This is a genomic window from Polymorphospora sp. NPDC051019 (genome assembly GCF_040683055.1).
GTDB lineage: Bacteria > Actinomycetota > Actinomycetes > Mycobacteriales > Micromonosporaceae > Polymorphospora > Polymorphospora lycopeni.
In genome coordinates, this window is sequence record NZ_JBFBCH010000033.1 from 55,867 (window position 1) to 70,516 (window position 14,650).

The 14,650-nt window shown below is 72.5% G+C and carries 14 protein-coding genes; all 14 read left to right on the top strand.

Going from position 1 to position 14,650, the window contains the following annotated elements; all coding sequences use genetic code 11:
* Positions 1–6: 6 nt before the first annotated feature.
* Complete coding sequence (locus AB0M79_RS34235; protein ID WP_364222258.1) at positions 7–1,143, top strand: endonuclease/exonuclease/phosphatase family protein; 1,137 nt, start codon at positions 7–9, stop codon at positions 1,141–1,143.
* A gap of 26 nt (positions 1,144–1,169) precedes the next feature.
* Entirely contained in the window at positions 1,170–2,318 is a 1,149-nt protein-coding gene (locus AB0M79_RS34240; protein ID WP_364222261.1) for a glycosyltransferase family 4 protein, read from the top strand.
* 66 nt (positions 2,319–2,384) lie between these two features.
* Positions 2,385–2,573 carry a hypothetical protein gene (locus AB0M79_RS34245; RefSeq protein ID WP_357536320.1) on the top strand — a complete coding sequence of 63 codons (189 nt, stop codon included), beginning with the start codon at positions 2,385–2,387 and terminating at the stop codon, positions 2,571–2,573.
* A 55-nt stretch (positions 2,574–2,628) separates the two neighbouring features.
* On the top strand, positions 2,629–4,068 hold the full coding sequence (locus tag AB0M79_RS34250; RefSeq protein ID WP_364222264.1) for a hypothetical protein: 1,440 nt from the start codon (positions 2,629–2,631) through the stop codon (positions 4,066–4,068).
* Between the two features lie 1,459 nt (positions 4,069–5,527).
* Complete coding sequence (locus tag AB0M79_RS34255; RefSeq protein WP_364222267.1) at positions 5,528–6,730, top strand: substrate-binding domain-containing protein; 1,203 nt, start codon at positions 5,528–5,530, stop codon at positions 6,728–6,730.
* Complete coding sequence (locus AB0M79_RS34260; protein WP_364222270.1) at positions 6,712–7,539, top strand: ATP-binding cassette domain-containing protein; 828 nt, start codon at positions 6,712–6,714, stop codon at positions 7,537–7,539. Before AB0M79_RS34255 ends, AB0M79_RS34260 begins: the two co-directional genes overlap by 19 nt.
* Positions 7,539–8,615 (top strand): ABC transporter permease, encoded by a 1,077-nt coding sequence (locus AB0M79_RS34265; protein WP_364222273.1) that lies wholly within the window; start codon positions 7,539–7,541, stop codon positions 8,613–8,615. The genes AB0M79_RS34260 and AB0M79_RS34265 overlap by 1 nt, the downstream gene beginning before the upstream one ends.
* Positions 8,616–8,652: 37 nt before the next feature.
* The gene (locus AB0M79_RS34270) at positions 8,653–9,708 is read left to right on the top strand and encodes an amidohydrolase family protein (RefSeq protein WP_364222276.1); all 1,056 of its coding nucleotides are present in this window, start codon (positions 8,653–8,655) and stop codon (positions 9,706–9,708) included.
* A complete protein-coding gene (locus AB0M79_RS34275) occupies positions 9,698–10,006 on the top strand; it encodes a NifU family protein (RefSeq protein ID WP_364222279.1) in 309 nt (102 codons plus the stop codon). The genes AB0M79_RS34270 and AB0M79_RS34275 overlap by 11 nt, the downstream gene beginning before the upstream one ends.
* Positions 10,003–11,226, top strand: a complete 1,224-nt coding sequence (locus AB0M79_RS34280; protein WP_364222282.1) for a CoA transferase — start codon at positions 10,003–10,005, stop codon at positions 11,224–11,226. Before AB0M79_RS34275 ends, AB0M79_RS34280 begins: the two co-directional genes overlap by 4 nt.
* A 67-nt stretch (positions 11,227–11,293) precedes the next feature.
* On the top strand, positions 11,294–11,725 hold the full coding sequence (locus AB0M79_RS34285; protein ID WP_212816721.1) for a heme-binding protein: 432 nt from the start codon (positions 11,294–11,296) through the stop codon (positions 11,723–11,725).
* Complete coding sequence (locus AB0M79_RS34290; RefSeq protein ID WP_364222286.1) at positions 11,722–12,660, top strand: hydroxymethylglutaryl-CoA lyase; 939 nt, start codon at positions 11,722–11,724, stop codon at positions 12,658–12,660. The genes AB0M79_RS34285 and AB0M79_RS34290 overlap by 4 nt, the downstream gene beginning before the upstream one ends.
* On the top strand, positions 12,657–13,412 hold the full coding sequence (locus tag AB0M79_RS34295) for an enoyl-CoA hydratase-related protein (RefSeq protein WP_364222289.1): 756 nt from the start codon (positions 12,657–12,659) through the stop codon (positions 13,410–13,412). Before AB0M79_RS34290 ends, AB0M79_RS34295 begins: the two co-directional genes overlap by 4 nt.
* Entirely contained in the window at positions 13,409–14,560 is a 1,152-nt protein-coding gene (locus AB0M79_RS34300; protein WP_364222292.1) for a CoA transferase, read from the top strand. The genes AB0M79_RS34295 and AB0M79_RS34300 overlap by 4 nt, the downstream gene beginning before the upstream one ends.
* Positions 14,561–14,650: the final 90 nt, after the last annotated feature.

Consider the following 14,650-nt stretch of genomic DNA (forward strand, 5'->3'; position numbering starts at 1 on the left):
CACCCGGTGACCGCGGTCGGTGACGTCGCACCCGCGCCGACCCGGCGGCGACGACCGCGCCCCGGCGCGCTGATCGCGTTCGGCGCGGCCGGCGCGTGGCTGGCGTTCGTCGCCGCCCACCGGCTGCTGTCCGGCCGGGCCTGGTGGTGGAACCTGCCGGACCTGCTCCCGCCGCTGCTGTTCCTCGCCGTGCCGCTGGCCCTGGCCGCCCTGGTGCCGCTGGCCCGGCCGGCCAGGGCGGTGTGCGCGGCGCTGCTCGCCACGGCGCTGGCGGTCGGCTGGCCGGTCGCCGGCGTCAACCCCGCCGCGCTGTGGCACCGGCCGGCCCCGGCCCCGCCGGGCGCGGTGACCGTCTTCGCCTGGAACACGTGGTACTGGGACCAGCTGCTGGAGACCGGACCGGGCGGCGAGCCGATCCACGACCCCGACCGGCTCTACCGCTTCCTGCACGCGCAGGCGGCCGACGTCTACCTGCTGCACGAGTTCCTCTACTTCACCCCGGAGTGGGACCCGGTCCCGGTGGCCGACGTCGACCGGCTGCGCCGGGAGTTCCCCGGCTTCCACGTCGCGGTCGCCGGTGAACTGCTGACCATCTCCCGGTTCCCGATCACCCTGGAGCGTCCCCTCGACGTACGCCCCTGGCTGGACCACGAATGGCCCGACCTGCCGCCGGCCGGCTCACTGATGCCGGCGTACCACACGGTCAAGACACTGCGCACCGACCTGCTCGTCGACGGCCGGGTGGTCTCCTTCTACAACTCGCACCTGCACGTGCCGGTCGTCGGGCTGCCGGCCCGCTCCCCGGACACCGCCGACGACGGGCTGGCCCGCCACGACCTGCGGCAGGCCAACTACCGCGCCCTGGCCGCCGACGTCGCCGACAACCCGCACCCGATCGTGTTCGCCGGCGACCTCAACACCTCACCGGCGATGCGGCTGCTACGTACGCTGCCCGACCGGCTGGTCGACGCCACCGCCGCGCTGGACTCGCTCTATCCGACCTCGTGGGCCCGCTACGGCCTGCCGCTGTGGCGCCTCGACTGGCTGTTCACCAGCGGCGACGTCGACGTGCACGAATACCGGATGGTGCCGCCGGGCGGCCTGTCGGACCACAGCGGGCAACTCGCCGTCGTGTCGCCGTGAAACCGTCCAGAAAGGACCCCGAGTCGATGACGAACCCCGAACCGCAATACGACCTCACCGTCGCCCTCACCTACTACACGCCGTACATCTCCGGCGTGACCCACACCGCCCGGGTGGTGGCCGAGGGAATGGCCGCCCGCGGCTGGCGGGTCGCGGTCGTCACCAGCCAGCACGACCGCTCGGCGCCCCGCCGGGAGACCCTGGGCGGCGTCGACGTCTACCGGTCGCCGGTGCTCGGCCAGATCACCCGGGCCCAGATCAGCCCCGCCTACCCGGTCGAGGCGGCCCGGATCGCGCGCCGCTCCTCGCTGCTCTACCTCAACCTGCCGATGGCCGAAGCCTCGCTGCTGGCCAGGCTCGCCCACCCGACCCCGATCGTGAGCATGCTGCACATCGACCTCTACCTGCCGCCCGGCCTGCTCAACCGGATCGCGGTCGGCGCCTCCGACGTCACCTCCCGGTCGGCGCTGCGCCGCTCCGCGGCGGTCATCACCAACAGCGACGACCAGGCCCACGCGTCGAAGTTCTGGCCCCTGGTACGGAACAAGGAGTTCCGCCCCATCCCCGCGCCCTGCCTCGACCGCCGGGGCGGCCGGCCCCGCTACCGCCGTACCGGCGGGCTGCACGTCGGCTTCCTCGGCCGCATCGTCGAGGACAAGGGGATCGTCTACCTCGTACGGGCCTTCCGGCAGATCGTCGACCCCGACGCCCGGCTGCTGATCGGCGGCAACTACAAGACCGTGATGGGCGGCGACAACCTCGGCGACATCCGGGCGGAGATCGGCGCCGACAGCCGTATCGAGGTGCTCGGCGAACTGCGCGGGCAGGAGATCGACGACTTCTACGCCTCCATCGACGTGTTCGCCCTGCCGTCGATGGCGGAATCGTTCGGTATCGCACAGGCCGAGGCGATGATGTGCGGCGTGCCGTCGGTGACCTCCGACCTGCCCGGTGGGCGGTATCCGGTCGTCGCGACCCAGTTCGGCACCCTGATCCCGCCACGTGACCCGGAGGCGCTGCGCCGGGCGATCCTGGACCTCGCCGCCATCCCGGCCGACTGGCGGGAGGTCAAGGCCCGCGAGGCGCGCAAGCTCTTCGCCGCCGAGCGGAGCCTCGACGCGCACGAGGAGGTGTTCAACCTCGTCCGGGACCGGGCCGCCCGCCGGGTGCGGTGACCCGGCCTCGGCGGGCATGGGCCGGCGCCCCACGGGTACGCCGAGGGGAGCGAGAGGGGAGACGCCATGGCGAACATCCAGCAGCCGGAGATGCGCCGCAGCGGCGACACGGCGACCACCCGGCAACGGACCCAGGAGCCCCACCCGACGGAGGCGCCCGGCGGCACGCACGACAAGACCGCGAAACGTCCCGTGCCCAAGGGGCAGCGGTCGCCGTACGGCCCCGGCGGCAAGGTGGCCGACGACAAGTCCTGACCGACGGCACGGTAAACGAGCGGCGTCCGGAGTCGGGGCCTGGCAGGATGCCTGCGTGGATCAAGACTCCGGCGCCGGGCTGCTGCACCGGCTGACGTCGTACGTGCCAGACCGCGAGTGGGACGAGCCGGTGGACGACCCACGGGTCCGGCACGACCTCGTGCCCAACGACTCCGACACGCGCCCGCCGCAGATGAAGACGTACCCGGAGGGGTTGCCGGTCGTCACCCTGCCGCGCGACCTGCCCGAACCCGGCGTGCCCGCGACCGCGGTCCTCGCCGGGGTGGAAGGACCGGCGCGCCCGCTCGACGCGGCCCAGCTCGGCCGGGTGCTGTTCCTCGGCGCGGGCGTCGTCCGCAGCATGGAACGCGACGGGCGCCGGGTCTACTTCCGGGCCGCCGGATCGGCGGGCGCCCGCTTCCCGCTGGAGGTCTACACGAGCACCCGCGGCGTCGCCGGCGTGCCCGACGGCGTCCACTGGTACGACGCGGCCGCGCACGCCCTGGTCCAGATCGGCCCGGCGGCGTCCGGCACGGCCACGACACTGGTGGTGACCGGCGTGCCCTGGCGGACCGGCTGGCGCTACGCCGAACGCGGCTTCCGGCACATGTACTGGGACGCCGGCACCCTGCTGTCGCAGCTGTCGGCGGCGGCCGACAGCGCCGGCCTCGCCCCGCGGCTGCGCACGCTCTTCCCGGACGCGACACTGCGCCGCCTCGTCGGCGCCGACGGGGTGCACGAACACCCGCTGGCGCTGCTGACGTTCGGCGACGGCGAACCGGCGACCGGCCCCGGCGGGCCGGCCGCGACGGGCACCCTGCCGCCGGTCGAGTTCCCGCTGGTCACCACCGCCCAGCGGGCGGGGGAGCGGGACGTGCTGGGCGGGCCGTGGCCACCGGCCGCCGCGCTGCCCGACCATCCGCCGTCCGACTCCCTCGACGAGGTCGTGCTCCGGCGTGGCTCCCAGCGCCTCATGGACCGCTCCCGGACCCTGCCACGGGCCGTGCTGGAGTGGTCGATGACGGCGGCGCTGCGCGGGGTGGACATCCCGCACTGGGTGGCCGTGCACGGCGTGGACGGCGTGGAGCCGGGGCTCTACCGGTGGCCCGACCTGTCGACCCCGCTGCGGGCCGGCGACCTGCGCGACGAACTGGAGCGGGTCTGCCTCGACCAGAGCCTCGCCGCCGACGCCGCGTTCGTCGTCATCGCCGCTACGCCACTGTCCACACTCGACGACCGTGGCTACCGTGACGCCCAGTTCGCGGCCGGACTGGTCGAGGGACGGCTGCACCTCGCGGCATACGCCCTCGGGGCCGGCGCCTCCGGCATGACGTTCCTCGACTCGGAGATCCCGGCCCTGCTCGGCGGCCCGGACGACCTCGCCGGCCTGCTCTTCACGTGCGTCGGCGTCCCGGAGTACGCGTCGCGGTCCGGCGGCCGGCCGGGCGCCCCGGTCGAAGTCCGTTTGATCACGCCCCGCATCGCCGGCTCCTGACCAACGGGCCGGTAGCGGCACGGCGCGGCGCTGTGCGGTGCGGTGCGGTGCGGCGGCGGCGGCATGGCGGGCGGTGCGGCAGTGGCATGGCGCGCGGTGCGGTGCGGTGCGGTGCGGCAGCGGTATGGCGCGGCGCTGTACGGCGCGGTGCGGTAGCGGGCCGTCCGGTCGGCACAGCGAGGGGCTACTGGCGTGCAGGGCGGGGTGTGCGCGCGGTGGAGCGGCGATGTGTGGCCGAGCCGAGGGCGGGGCGGTTCCTGCCGGAAGCGTCAGTGGCCTTCCTTGTTGATCTGAGCGTGAGGGACCTTATCCACGCTCGATAACGTCTCTCACGCTCAGATCAACGGCGTGACCCGTGACCGGCCGCCGTCATTCGGGACATATCGCCCAGGCGTTGGAGATCCCGTTGACGATCTGAGCGTGGGAGGGGTTATCCCAGCCGGATAACCCCTCCCGCGCTCAGTCCGTGAGCCGATCATCGTGGCGGTCGGGGTGCCTTCGGTAGGGCAGGCCAGAACCCGACATGGGCACACCGCATCACGGCCACCCTGCCGCCCGCCGTTCCGCCCGCCTCCCCGCCGCCCGCCTCCCCGCCGCTCGCCCCCCGCTGCTCGACCCTGCCACCCGTCCGGCCGTGCCGCCCGCCTCCCCGCCGCCCGCCTCCCCGCCGCCCGCCTCCCCGCCGCCCGCCTCCCCGCCGCTCGCCCCCCCCCCGCTGCTCGGCCCTGCCACCCGTCCGGCCGTGCCGCCCGCCTCCCCGCTGCTCGGCCCCGCCGGCGGTCCGGCCCTGCCGTCCGGCATCCGCTGCTCGGTGCTGCCGGCGGCTCGGCCCGCCCGCTGTGTCGCATGGCTGCTCGGCGGCCCGATCGCCCGCCGGGCCCGGGCCGTGAGGGCTGGACCGTCCTTCTCCGCGAGTCCACCTCAAGCCCCACGCAGGTCGGTCAGGCAGGCGAGGGCCCGCCATCGCCCGCGGAGTCGCGAGTCGACCGGGCGTCGTCGCGCCGCCTGGAGCCCCAACCGCCGGAGCCCTCAACCGCCTGGGGCCGAACCGCCTGGGGCCGAACCGCATGGGGCCGAACCGCATGGGGCCGAACCGCATGGAAATCCGAACCGCCGTGGAGCCCTAAACCACGCCGCGGGGCGGTCGCTACTGAAGCACGCCGCCGACCCCCTACTGCATACAATCCGCCTCGATCGATGTGAGGTAGCTCTCGGCCTAATGTCGGCTACCGTCCGCTTTACCTGGGCTAACTGTTTCGAGCCGATGAACTATTGACACCCCTGGGGTCGCTGCTTACCGTCAATTGCGTACAACCTCGGGGCGAGGGTGTCACCCAAGCCGCCTCCGGGGACCGTCCCCGCCGCCGTCGTGACAGCCATCGGCCACGGCCGCGGCGGCACTCCACCACGACAAAAGAGCCCCCTGCCGCGCGGGTCGCGGACCTCTGTAGGGAGTGGCATGTTGGTCAGGACTTCCGGAGCCCGCCGGCTCCGTTCCGCGGCCGCCTCGCTGGGCGCCGCCGCACTGCTCGTAACCATGGCCGCCTGCGGCGACGGCGGCGACTCCGCCGCCCCGGGCCCCGTCAACGACGCGTACACCGAACGGGCCGCGACCCTCGTCGAGGCCGGCACGGACGGCCTGCTCTTCTTCGAGGGCAACGAGGCCGACCTCACCCTCGACAAGATCAAGGTCTATCAGGACTGGTCCGGACCGACCGAGTCGGTCAAGCCGGTCCCCGGCGCCAAGCTGGACATCATCGTGTGCCGCATCGGCACCTCCTGCGAAGAGGTCGGCAAGAAGGCGCAGAGCATCGCCCAGTCGCTGGGCTGGACCGCGAACATCCACGACGGCCAGGGCAATCCCGAGGGCTTCCAGAAGGCGTTCGCGACCGCCGCCGCCAACAAGCCCAGCGCGGTCATCACGGTCGCCATTCCGGAGAACCAGGTCGCCGACGGCATCGCCGAACTGCAGAAACAGAACATTCCGGTGGTCGGCGTGTCCGCGATCGACGAGGGCGGGGCGGTCGGTTACGACGCCAACGTGTCCAGCCGGGAGACGTTCCAGGCGGTGCTGGAGGTGGCCAAGGCCGTCGCCGACTCCAAGGGCACCGCGAAGGCCGTTTTCCTGTGGGACGTCGGCTACCCGCACCTGGTCGAGGCCCTGGAGGCCAGTAAGCGCGTGCTCGCCGGCTGCACCGGCTGCCAGTTGCTGGAGGTCAGGGAACGCACCCTCGCCCAGGCGGTCGACCCGATCGAGATGCAGAACATCACCACGTCGCTGCTGCAGAAACACGGCAACGACCTGCAGTACATCTTCACCCCGTACGGCAACGGGGTGGAGTCCATCATCGCCGCGCTGAAGGCCGCCGGCCGCGACGACGTGAAGGTGCTGTCGAAGAACGCCGAACCCGAGCGCCTGGGCAGTGTCGCCACCGGCGACCAGTTCGCCGACTTCGGCGCGGTACGGGGCTGGAACGCGTACGCCGCGATCGACCAGGTCGTCCGGCTGCTGGCCGGGCAGGAACCGCTGCCCGACGCGGAGCAGGGCATCCCGGCCACCATCTTCGTCAAGGACAACGCGCCCGCCGACGGGGTCGTCGACTGGGACAGCTACGTCGACTACGCGCAGCGGTACGAGCAGATGTGGCGGGCCGCCTCGTGACGGCCGCCCCCGCGTCCCTGGCGAAGGGCGCCCGGACCGACGGTCCCGTGCTGGAGGTCGTCGGACTGTCCAAGTCGTACGGCCGGGTCCGCGCGGTCACCGACGTCTCCTTCGACGTACTGCCCGGTGAGATCCTCGGCATCGTCGGCGACAACGGTGCCGGCAAGTCGACCTTGATGAACATGGTCAGCGGCGCGGTCGCGCCGGACAGCGGCGAGCTGCGGATCGCCGGCGACCGGCTGGCGCCGCACACGATCGGCAACGCCCGTGCCCGGGGCATCGAGATGATCTACCAGGACCTGGGGCTGTCCGACAACCTCAGTGTGGTCGAGAACGTCTTCCTCGGCCGGGAGTGGACGGCCGGGCCGCCCGGTCTGCCGGTGCTGCGCAAGAAGGCGATGCGGGCCCGCACCCGGCAGGTGCTGGAGCGGCTCGGTATCGACCTGCACGACATGAACGTGCTGGTCGAGGGGTTGTCCGGCGGCCAGCGGCAGATGGTGGCCATCGCCCGGGCCCTGGTGACCGAGAACGAGCCGCGCGTGATGGTGATGGACGAGCCGACGGCGGCGCTGGGCACCACCGAGTCGCAGGGCGTCAACGACCTGATCGTACGGCTGCGCGACCGCGGCTACGCGGTGATCGTCATCAGCCACCGCATCCCGGAGGTGCTGGCCCTGGCCGACCGCCTGCTCGTCATGAAGGGCGGCCGGCGGGTCTACCACGGGCCGACCGGCGCGCTCGACGTCGAGCGGTGCGTGCAACTGATCGTCCGGGGAGCCGACGCGCTCGGGAAGGAGGAGCCGGCGTGATGGAGACGGTGACGAAGACGCCACCGGACCGGGCCGTGGTCCGGCAGAGCGCCGACCGGTCGCGCCAGGGTGCCGGCGAGCGCGCCGTCGAGGGCGTCAGCCGGTACGGGTTGGTCGGCCTGCTCTTCCTGGTGATCGCGGTGTTCTCGGTGGCCAGCCCGGAGACGTACTTCACGACGACGAACTTCCGGCTGATCCTGGTCAACCAGACGGTGACCGTGATCGTCGCGCTGGCGGCGACGCTGCCGCTGCTCGCGCACTACCTCGACGCCTCGGTCGGCCCGATGCTCGGCCTGGCGCAGGGGGTGAGCGTCTGGCTGATCGCGGTGCAGGGCGTGCCGATCTGGCTGGCGCTGGTCGCGGTCCTGGTGCTCGCGGTCGCGGTGGGTCTGCTCAACACCCTGCTGGTGCTGAAGTTCGGGATGTCGTCGATCATCGCGACGCTGGCGACCGGCAGCCTGCTGATGGGCAGCCTCTACATGATCACCGGTGGTCGGGTCATCTTCCAGAACGTGCCGGAGAGCTTCACGAACATCGCCCGTGGTGACCTGGCCGGCATCCCGCTGCCGCTGATCTATCTCACCGTCCTGGTGGTGCTGCTGGAGTTCCTGGTCGTCTGGACCCCGTTCGGGCAGCGGCTCTACGCCATGGACGGCAACCTGCGGGGCGCGGCCCGGGCCGGTATCGACGTCAACAGCTACACGATCCGGGCGTTCGTCGGCGCCGCCGTACTCGCGTCGATCGCCGGGGTGCTCCTCGCGTCACGGGTCGGCTCCGCCCAGCCGACCGTCGGCGAGCAGTTCCTGCTGCCGGCGTTCGCGGCGGCATTCCTCGGCGCGGCCGTGCTGCGTCCCGGCCGGGTCAACATGCTCGGCACCGTCATCGCCGCGTACTTCGTCAGCTTCACCATCGCCGGCCTGCAACACCTCGGTGCCGCCACCTGGATCGAGCGCATCTTCAACGGGCTCGCCGTGATCGTCGGTGTCTCGCTCGCCGGCTTCGCCGTACGGCGCCGGCGGCAGCTCGCCGTACGGCATGTCGAGCGGCTGGAACGGCAGTCACCGCGCGGCAGCTGACGCGAACCCCCAACCCTTCGGACACGGAAGCTGGGTCATGAAGAACGACTACTTCGTTTTCGACAACGCCATCCACATGTACAAGCTCACCGACGACAACCTCGACGAGCGCACCGGCGGACGCAAGTCGACGAACGCCCTGGTCGAGTACGCGAAGCTCTACTCCCGGCCCGGATACCCGTACGACGACATCTCCGGGCGGGAACTGTCGGTCGAGGACGCCCACCGGCTGATGTTCGACGAGTCCGACACCGACATCGCGATGGCGCAGACGGTGCCGAGCCACGGCGGTTGGAAGCTGGGCTTCTCCCCGGCGGAGAACAACTACAAGCTCAAGGAGGCGTACCCCGACCGGGTGCTCTTCTGCGGCGGCGTCGATCCGATCACCCACGGCCGGTACGGCGCGGTCAAGGAGGCGATCCGGCAGATCACCGAGTGGGGTGCGGTCAGCTTCAAGTTCTACCAGGCGCACTCCGGCGGCGTGTCGTGGCGCATCGACGACCGGCAGGTGGCGTACCCGATCTGGGAGGCGTGCCTGGAGAACGGGGTTACCAACGTGCAGTTCCACAAGGGACTCGCGTTCAACACCCAGCACATCATCGACCTCGCCCCGTACGACCTGGAGCGGGCCGCGCAGGACTTCCCCGAGATGACGTTCATCGTGCACCACCTCGGTGAGCCGTTCATCGACGAGACCATCAACATCGCGTCCCGGTACGAGAACATCAGCCTCGCGCTGACCGCCTGGATCAACCAGTACCCGGTGGCGCCGAGGGCGGCGCTGCACGCGATCGGCAAGTGCCTCCTGCATGTCGGCGAGGACCGCCTGCTGTGGGGCTCCGAGGCGTTCGTCTGGCCGAAGGTGCAGGCGTACATCGACCTGTTCGCCGACATGACGATGCCCGAGGACCTCCAGGACGGCTACGGCTACCCGGAGCTGACCGACCAGGTCAAGGCGAAGATCTTCGGCCTCAACTTCGCCCGGATCATGGGCATCGACGTCGAGGCGAAGAAGGCCGAGCTGTACGGCCCGCCGAGCCCCAAGGGCAAGAAGGCGAAGAAGAACAAGAAGGCCGGCTCCCATGGCAAGTAGGAAGAAGACCGCGCGCGCCGCCGACCGGGCCCTCGACGGCAAGGTGCGCCAGCTCGTCGAGGCGCACGGCGGCGGGGTCACCGTCGACGTCGGCGCCGACGGCGACGCGCACGTGACGTTCCACGGCCGCTGCGCGGCCTGCCCGTCCGCCCCGGTCACCATGGGCTCTCTCGTGACGCCGGCACTGCTCCGGGTCGAGGGCGTCCGTACGGTCTCCCGGCGCGGCAACGTGTCCCGCTTCGCCGAGGCCCGCATCGCGGCGATGTTCGGCCTGGACACCGTGGAGGGCGACCGATGACGGCCCCGGCACCGGAGCAGACGTTCGCGGACGGCCCGCTGACCGGGGTCCGGGTCGTCGAGGCCGGCGTCCTGCTCGCCGGCCCGTTCTGCGGGCAGCTGTTGGGCGACTTCGGCGCCGAGGTCATCAAGGTCGAGGAGCCGGCGAACGGCGACCCGATGCGCCAGTGGGGACGCGAGAAACCGCACGGCAAGTCGCTGTGGTTCCCGGTCGTGGCCCGCAACAAGAAGTCCGTCACCTGCAACCTCCGGGTGCCCGACGGGCAGCGGGTGATGCGGGAACTGCTCGCCCACGCCGACGTCTTCGTGGAGAACTTCCGGCCCGGCACCCTGGAGCGCTGGGGCCTCGGACCCGAACAGCTCCACGAGATCAACCCGAGGCTCGTCGTCGTCCGGGTCACCGCGTTCGGCCAGGACGGCCCGTACGCCTCCCGCGCCGGGTACGGCTCGATCGGCGAGGCGATGGGCGGCATCCGCCACGTCACCGGCGACCCGTCGACCCCGCCGAGCCGGATCGGGGTCAGCCTCGGCGACTCGCTCGCCGGCACCTTCGCCGCGCTCGGCGCGATGATGGCGCTGCGGGTCGCCGCCGGCACCGGGCGGGGCCAGGTCGTCGACAGCGCCATCTACGAGTCGGTGCTGGCCCTGATGGAGTCGCTGCTGCCGGAGTACGCGCTGACCGGCTACGTACGGGAACGGACCGGCTCGATCCTGCCGAACGTGGCCCCGAGCAACGCGTACCCCACCCAGGACGGCGCGACCGTGCTCATCGCCGCCAACCAGGACACGGTGTTCCGCCGGCTGGCGGCCGTGATGGGCCGGGCCGAACTCGCCGACGACCCGCGCTACGCGTCGCACGCCAAGCGCGGCGAGAACCAGGCGGCGCTGGACGAGCTGATCGCCGCCTGGACCGGGAAACTCGACCAGCACCCGCTGCTGGAGCTGTTGCACGCGGGCGGTGTGCCGGCCGGATCGGTCTACACGGCCCGGGAGATGCTCGCCGACGAGCACTTCGCGGCCCGGGAGGCGATCGTCGAACTGCCGCACCCGGACTTCGGCCCGTTCCCGATGCACAACGTGGCACCCCGGCTGTCCCGGACACCCGGCCGGTTGCGCTGGGTCGGCCCGAAGCTGGGCGAGCACACCGACGAGGTACTGCGCGAGGTCGTCGGCCTCGACGACGAGCGGATCGCCGCGCTGCGCGCCGGCGGAGCCATTTGAGCCGCCCCGGCGGCGGAGCCATCTGAGCCGCGCAGCGGCGGAGCCATCTGAGCAGAGGAGAAAAATCATGTCCAAGAAGGCGATCGTGGTCAAGAAGCAGACGATCTCGCTGCGCGCCGCCCGCGCGGTGATCGCGGCGGCGGTGGCGAAGGCCGAGGAGATGGGGTTCGCCGTCACCGTCGCGGTGGTCGACGAGAGCGGCGTCCTGAAGGCGTACGAGCGGATGGACGGCGCCGCGCTCGTGTCGGTGCAGCTCGCGCAGGACAAGGCGTACACGTCTGTCGGGTTCGGCCTGAGCAGCGACGGCTGGTACGACTTCATCAAGGAGGACGGCCCGCTGGCGATGGGTGCGCCGAGCGGGATCGACCGGCTGGTGACGTTCGGCGGCGGCTACCCGATCAAGGTCGACGACGTGGTCGTGGGCGGCATCGGCGTCAGTGGCGGCCACTACACGCAGGACATGGAGGTCGCCAAGGCCGGCCTGGCGGTGCTGTCTTGAGCCGTACGCCGGCCGGCCCGCCCGTCGAACTGGTCGAGGTCGGCCCCCGCGACGGTCTGCAGAACCACCCGACCCATCTCGGCACGGCCGACAAGGTCGCGCTGGTGCGCCGGGCGGTCGCCGCCGGCACCCGGCGGGTCGAGGTCACCAGCTTCACCAACCCGGCCAAGGTGCCCCGGCTCGCCGACGCCGAGGCCGTCATGGGCGAGGTCGCGGGCGACGCCGGTCTCGTCTCGATCGGGCTGGTGCTCAACGAGCGCGGCCTCGACCGGGCGCTGGCCGCCGGCGTCGACGAGGTCAACTTCGTCGTCGTCGCCAGCGACACGTTCAGCCTGCGCAACCAGGGCAAGCCGACGGAACCGGCGGTGGCCGAGGTACGCCGGCTGCTGCCCCGGGTCCACGACGCCGGCCGGCGGGCGTCGGTCACCGTGGCGGCCACGTTCGGCTGCCCGTTCGAGGGCGAGGTGCCGTTCGACCGCGTGCTGCGCATCGTCGACGCGCTCGGCGCGGCCAACCCCGACGAGGTGGCGCTCGCCGACACGATCGGGGTCGCGGTGCCGTCGGCGGTCGGGGCGGCGTTCACCGCCGTCCGCTCGGCAACCGGCGCCGACCTGCGCTGCCACTTCCACAACACCCGCAATCTCGGTACGGCCAACGTGCTCGCCGCCGTCGCGGCCGGCGCCCGCGCGGTCGACGCCAGCATCGGCGGGATCGGTGGCTGTCCGTTCGCGCCCGGGGCGACCGGGAACGTCGCCACCGAGGACGTCGTCTACGCGCTGGAACGCTCCGGCTACCGCACCGGGGTGGCGCTGGACGCCGCGATCGACAACGCCCGGTGGCTCGGCGACGTCCTCGGCGCCGACGTGCCGGGCCTGCTCAGCCGGGCCGGCGGGTTCCCGTACCCGGCCGTCCCCGACCGGAAGGAGGCCGCGTGACCGGCGGAAGCGGCGAGGTCGACCTGACCGTCCGCGACGGCGTCGCCGTCATCACCCTCGACGCCCCCGGGCGCCGCAACGCGCTGACCGTGGCGATGGCCCGCGACCTCGCCGATGCCGCCGCGACCGCCGACGCCGACGCGTCGGTGGGCGCGGTCGTCGTACGTGGCGCCGGCGGCCACTTCTGCGCCGGCGCCCACCGGGCGCTGCTCGCCGCCGTCGGTGCCGATCCGGCCGACGACGCCAACTACCGCGACCTCGGCACCGTCTACGACTCGTTCGTCCGGGTCGGCCGGCTCGGCGTACCGGTGGTCGCCGCCGTCCGGGGCTCGGCCGTCGGTGCCGGCGTCAACCTGCTGCTCGCCGCCGACGTGCGGGTCGTGGCCCGCGACGCCCGCATCCTCGCCGGCTTCGGCGCCATCGGACTGCATCCCGGCGGCGGCCACCACCTGCTCGCCGCGACCGCGCTGGGCCGCCAGGGCGCCGCCGCCTTCACCCTGCTCGGCCAGGAACTCGACGGCGTACGCGCCGTCGACGTCGGCCTCGCCCTCGAGTGCGTCGACGACGCCGAGGTCGACGAGCGGGCGTACGCGCTCGCCGTCCCGGCCGCCGCCGATCCCGAGCTGAGTCGCCGTACGACGGCGTCGTTCCGGCGCGCCGTCGACCCGTCACCGTCGCGCTGGGAGCTCGCGGTGGAGGCCGAGCGGGCGGCCCAGATGTGGTCGCTGCGGCGCCGGGCGGCGCGGCCGTGACGGCGCCGCTGTCGGGGATCCGGGTCCTCGATCTGACCAGCACGTTCTCCGGCCCGTACTGCACGCTCGTGCTGGCCGACCTCGGTGCCGAGGTGGTCAAGGTCGAGCCGCCCGGCGGCGACATCGCCCGCCAGCTCGGCGCGGCGCGGACCCCGGGCCTGGCCGCGGTGTTCCTCAACATGAACCGGGGCAAGAAGAGCGTCGTACTCGACCTGAAGTCGGCCGACGGCCGGGCCACGGTCGGCCGCCTGGTCGGCACCGCCGACGTGGTGGTGCACAACATGCGGCCCCGGGCCGCCCAGCGGCTCGGACTGTCCTACGAGGACTGTGAGCGGGTCCGGCCGGACGTCGTCTACTGCGCCATCCCCGGCTTCGGCGGCACCGGCCCGCACGCCGACCGGCCGGCGTACGACGACGTCATCCAGGGTGCCGCCGGCATGGCCGCCCTGCAGAGCGTCAACCAGGACCGGCCCGGCTACGTCACCACCCCACTCGCCGACAAGATCGCCGGACTGACGGCGGCGGTCGCCGTGCTCGCCGCCCTGCGGCACCGGGACACGACCGGGGCCGGGCAGCGGGTCGAGGTGCCCATGTTCGAGACGATGGTCGCCTTCGGGCTGCTCGAACAGCTCGACGGCTGGACCTTCGACCCGCCGACCGGGCCACCGCTCTATCCGCGTACGGCGGCGGTCAACCGGCGGCCGTACGCGACCGCCGACGGTCACCTCTGCGTGCTGCTCTACACCGAGGAGCAGTGGCGGCGGTTCCTCGACCGGGCCGGTCGCGCCGACGTGCTCACCCGGCCCGAGTTCGACACCGTCGGCAGACGGATCGCCAACGCCGACGCCCTCTATGCCATCGTCGCCGAGATCCTGCGGGAGCGCCCGACCGCGCAGTGGCTGGCCGTACTCGACGAGATCGACGTCCCGTGCGCGCCGCTGGCCGGCTACGAGGACATCCTGTCCGAGGCGTACCTGCACGAGAGCGGGTTCGTGTCGACCGTCGAGCACCCGGTCGCCGGGCGGTTGCGTCAGATCGGGTCACCGATGGCGTTCTCCCGCACGCCGGTGGTCGCCGGACGGCACGCGCCGACCCTCGGCGAGCACACCGCCGAGATACTTGCCCAACTAGACGGGGTGACGCCGTGAGTTGCCCTGTGTCAAGCCGCCACCTGATGATCTTGTGTGAGCAGGTGTTGGAGGGCTCGGTGGCGGTCCGGGTCGTAGGGGGTGTTGGTG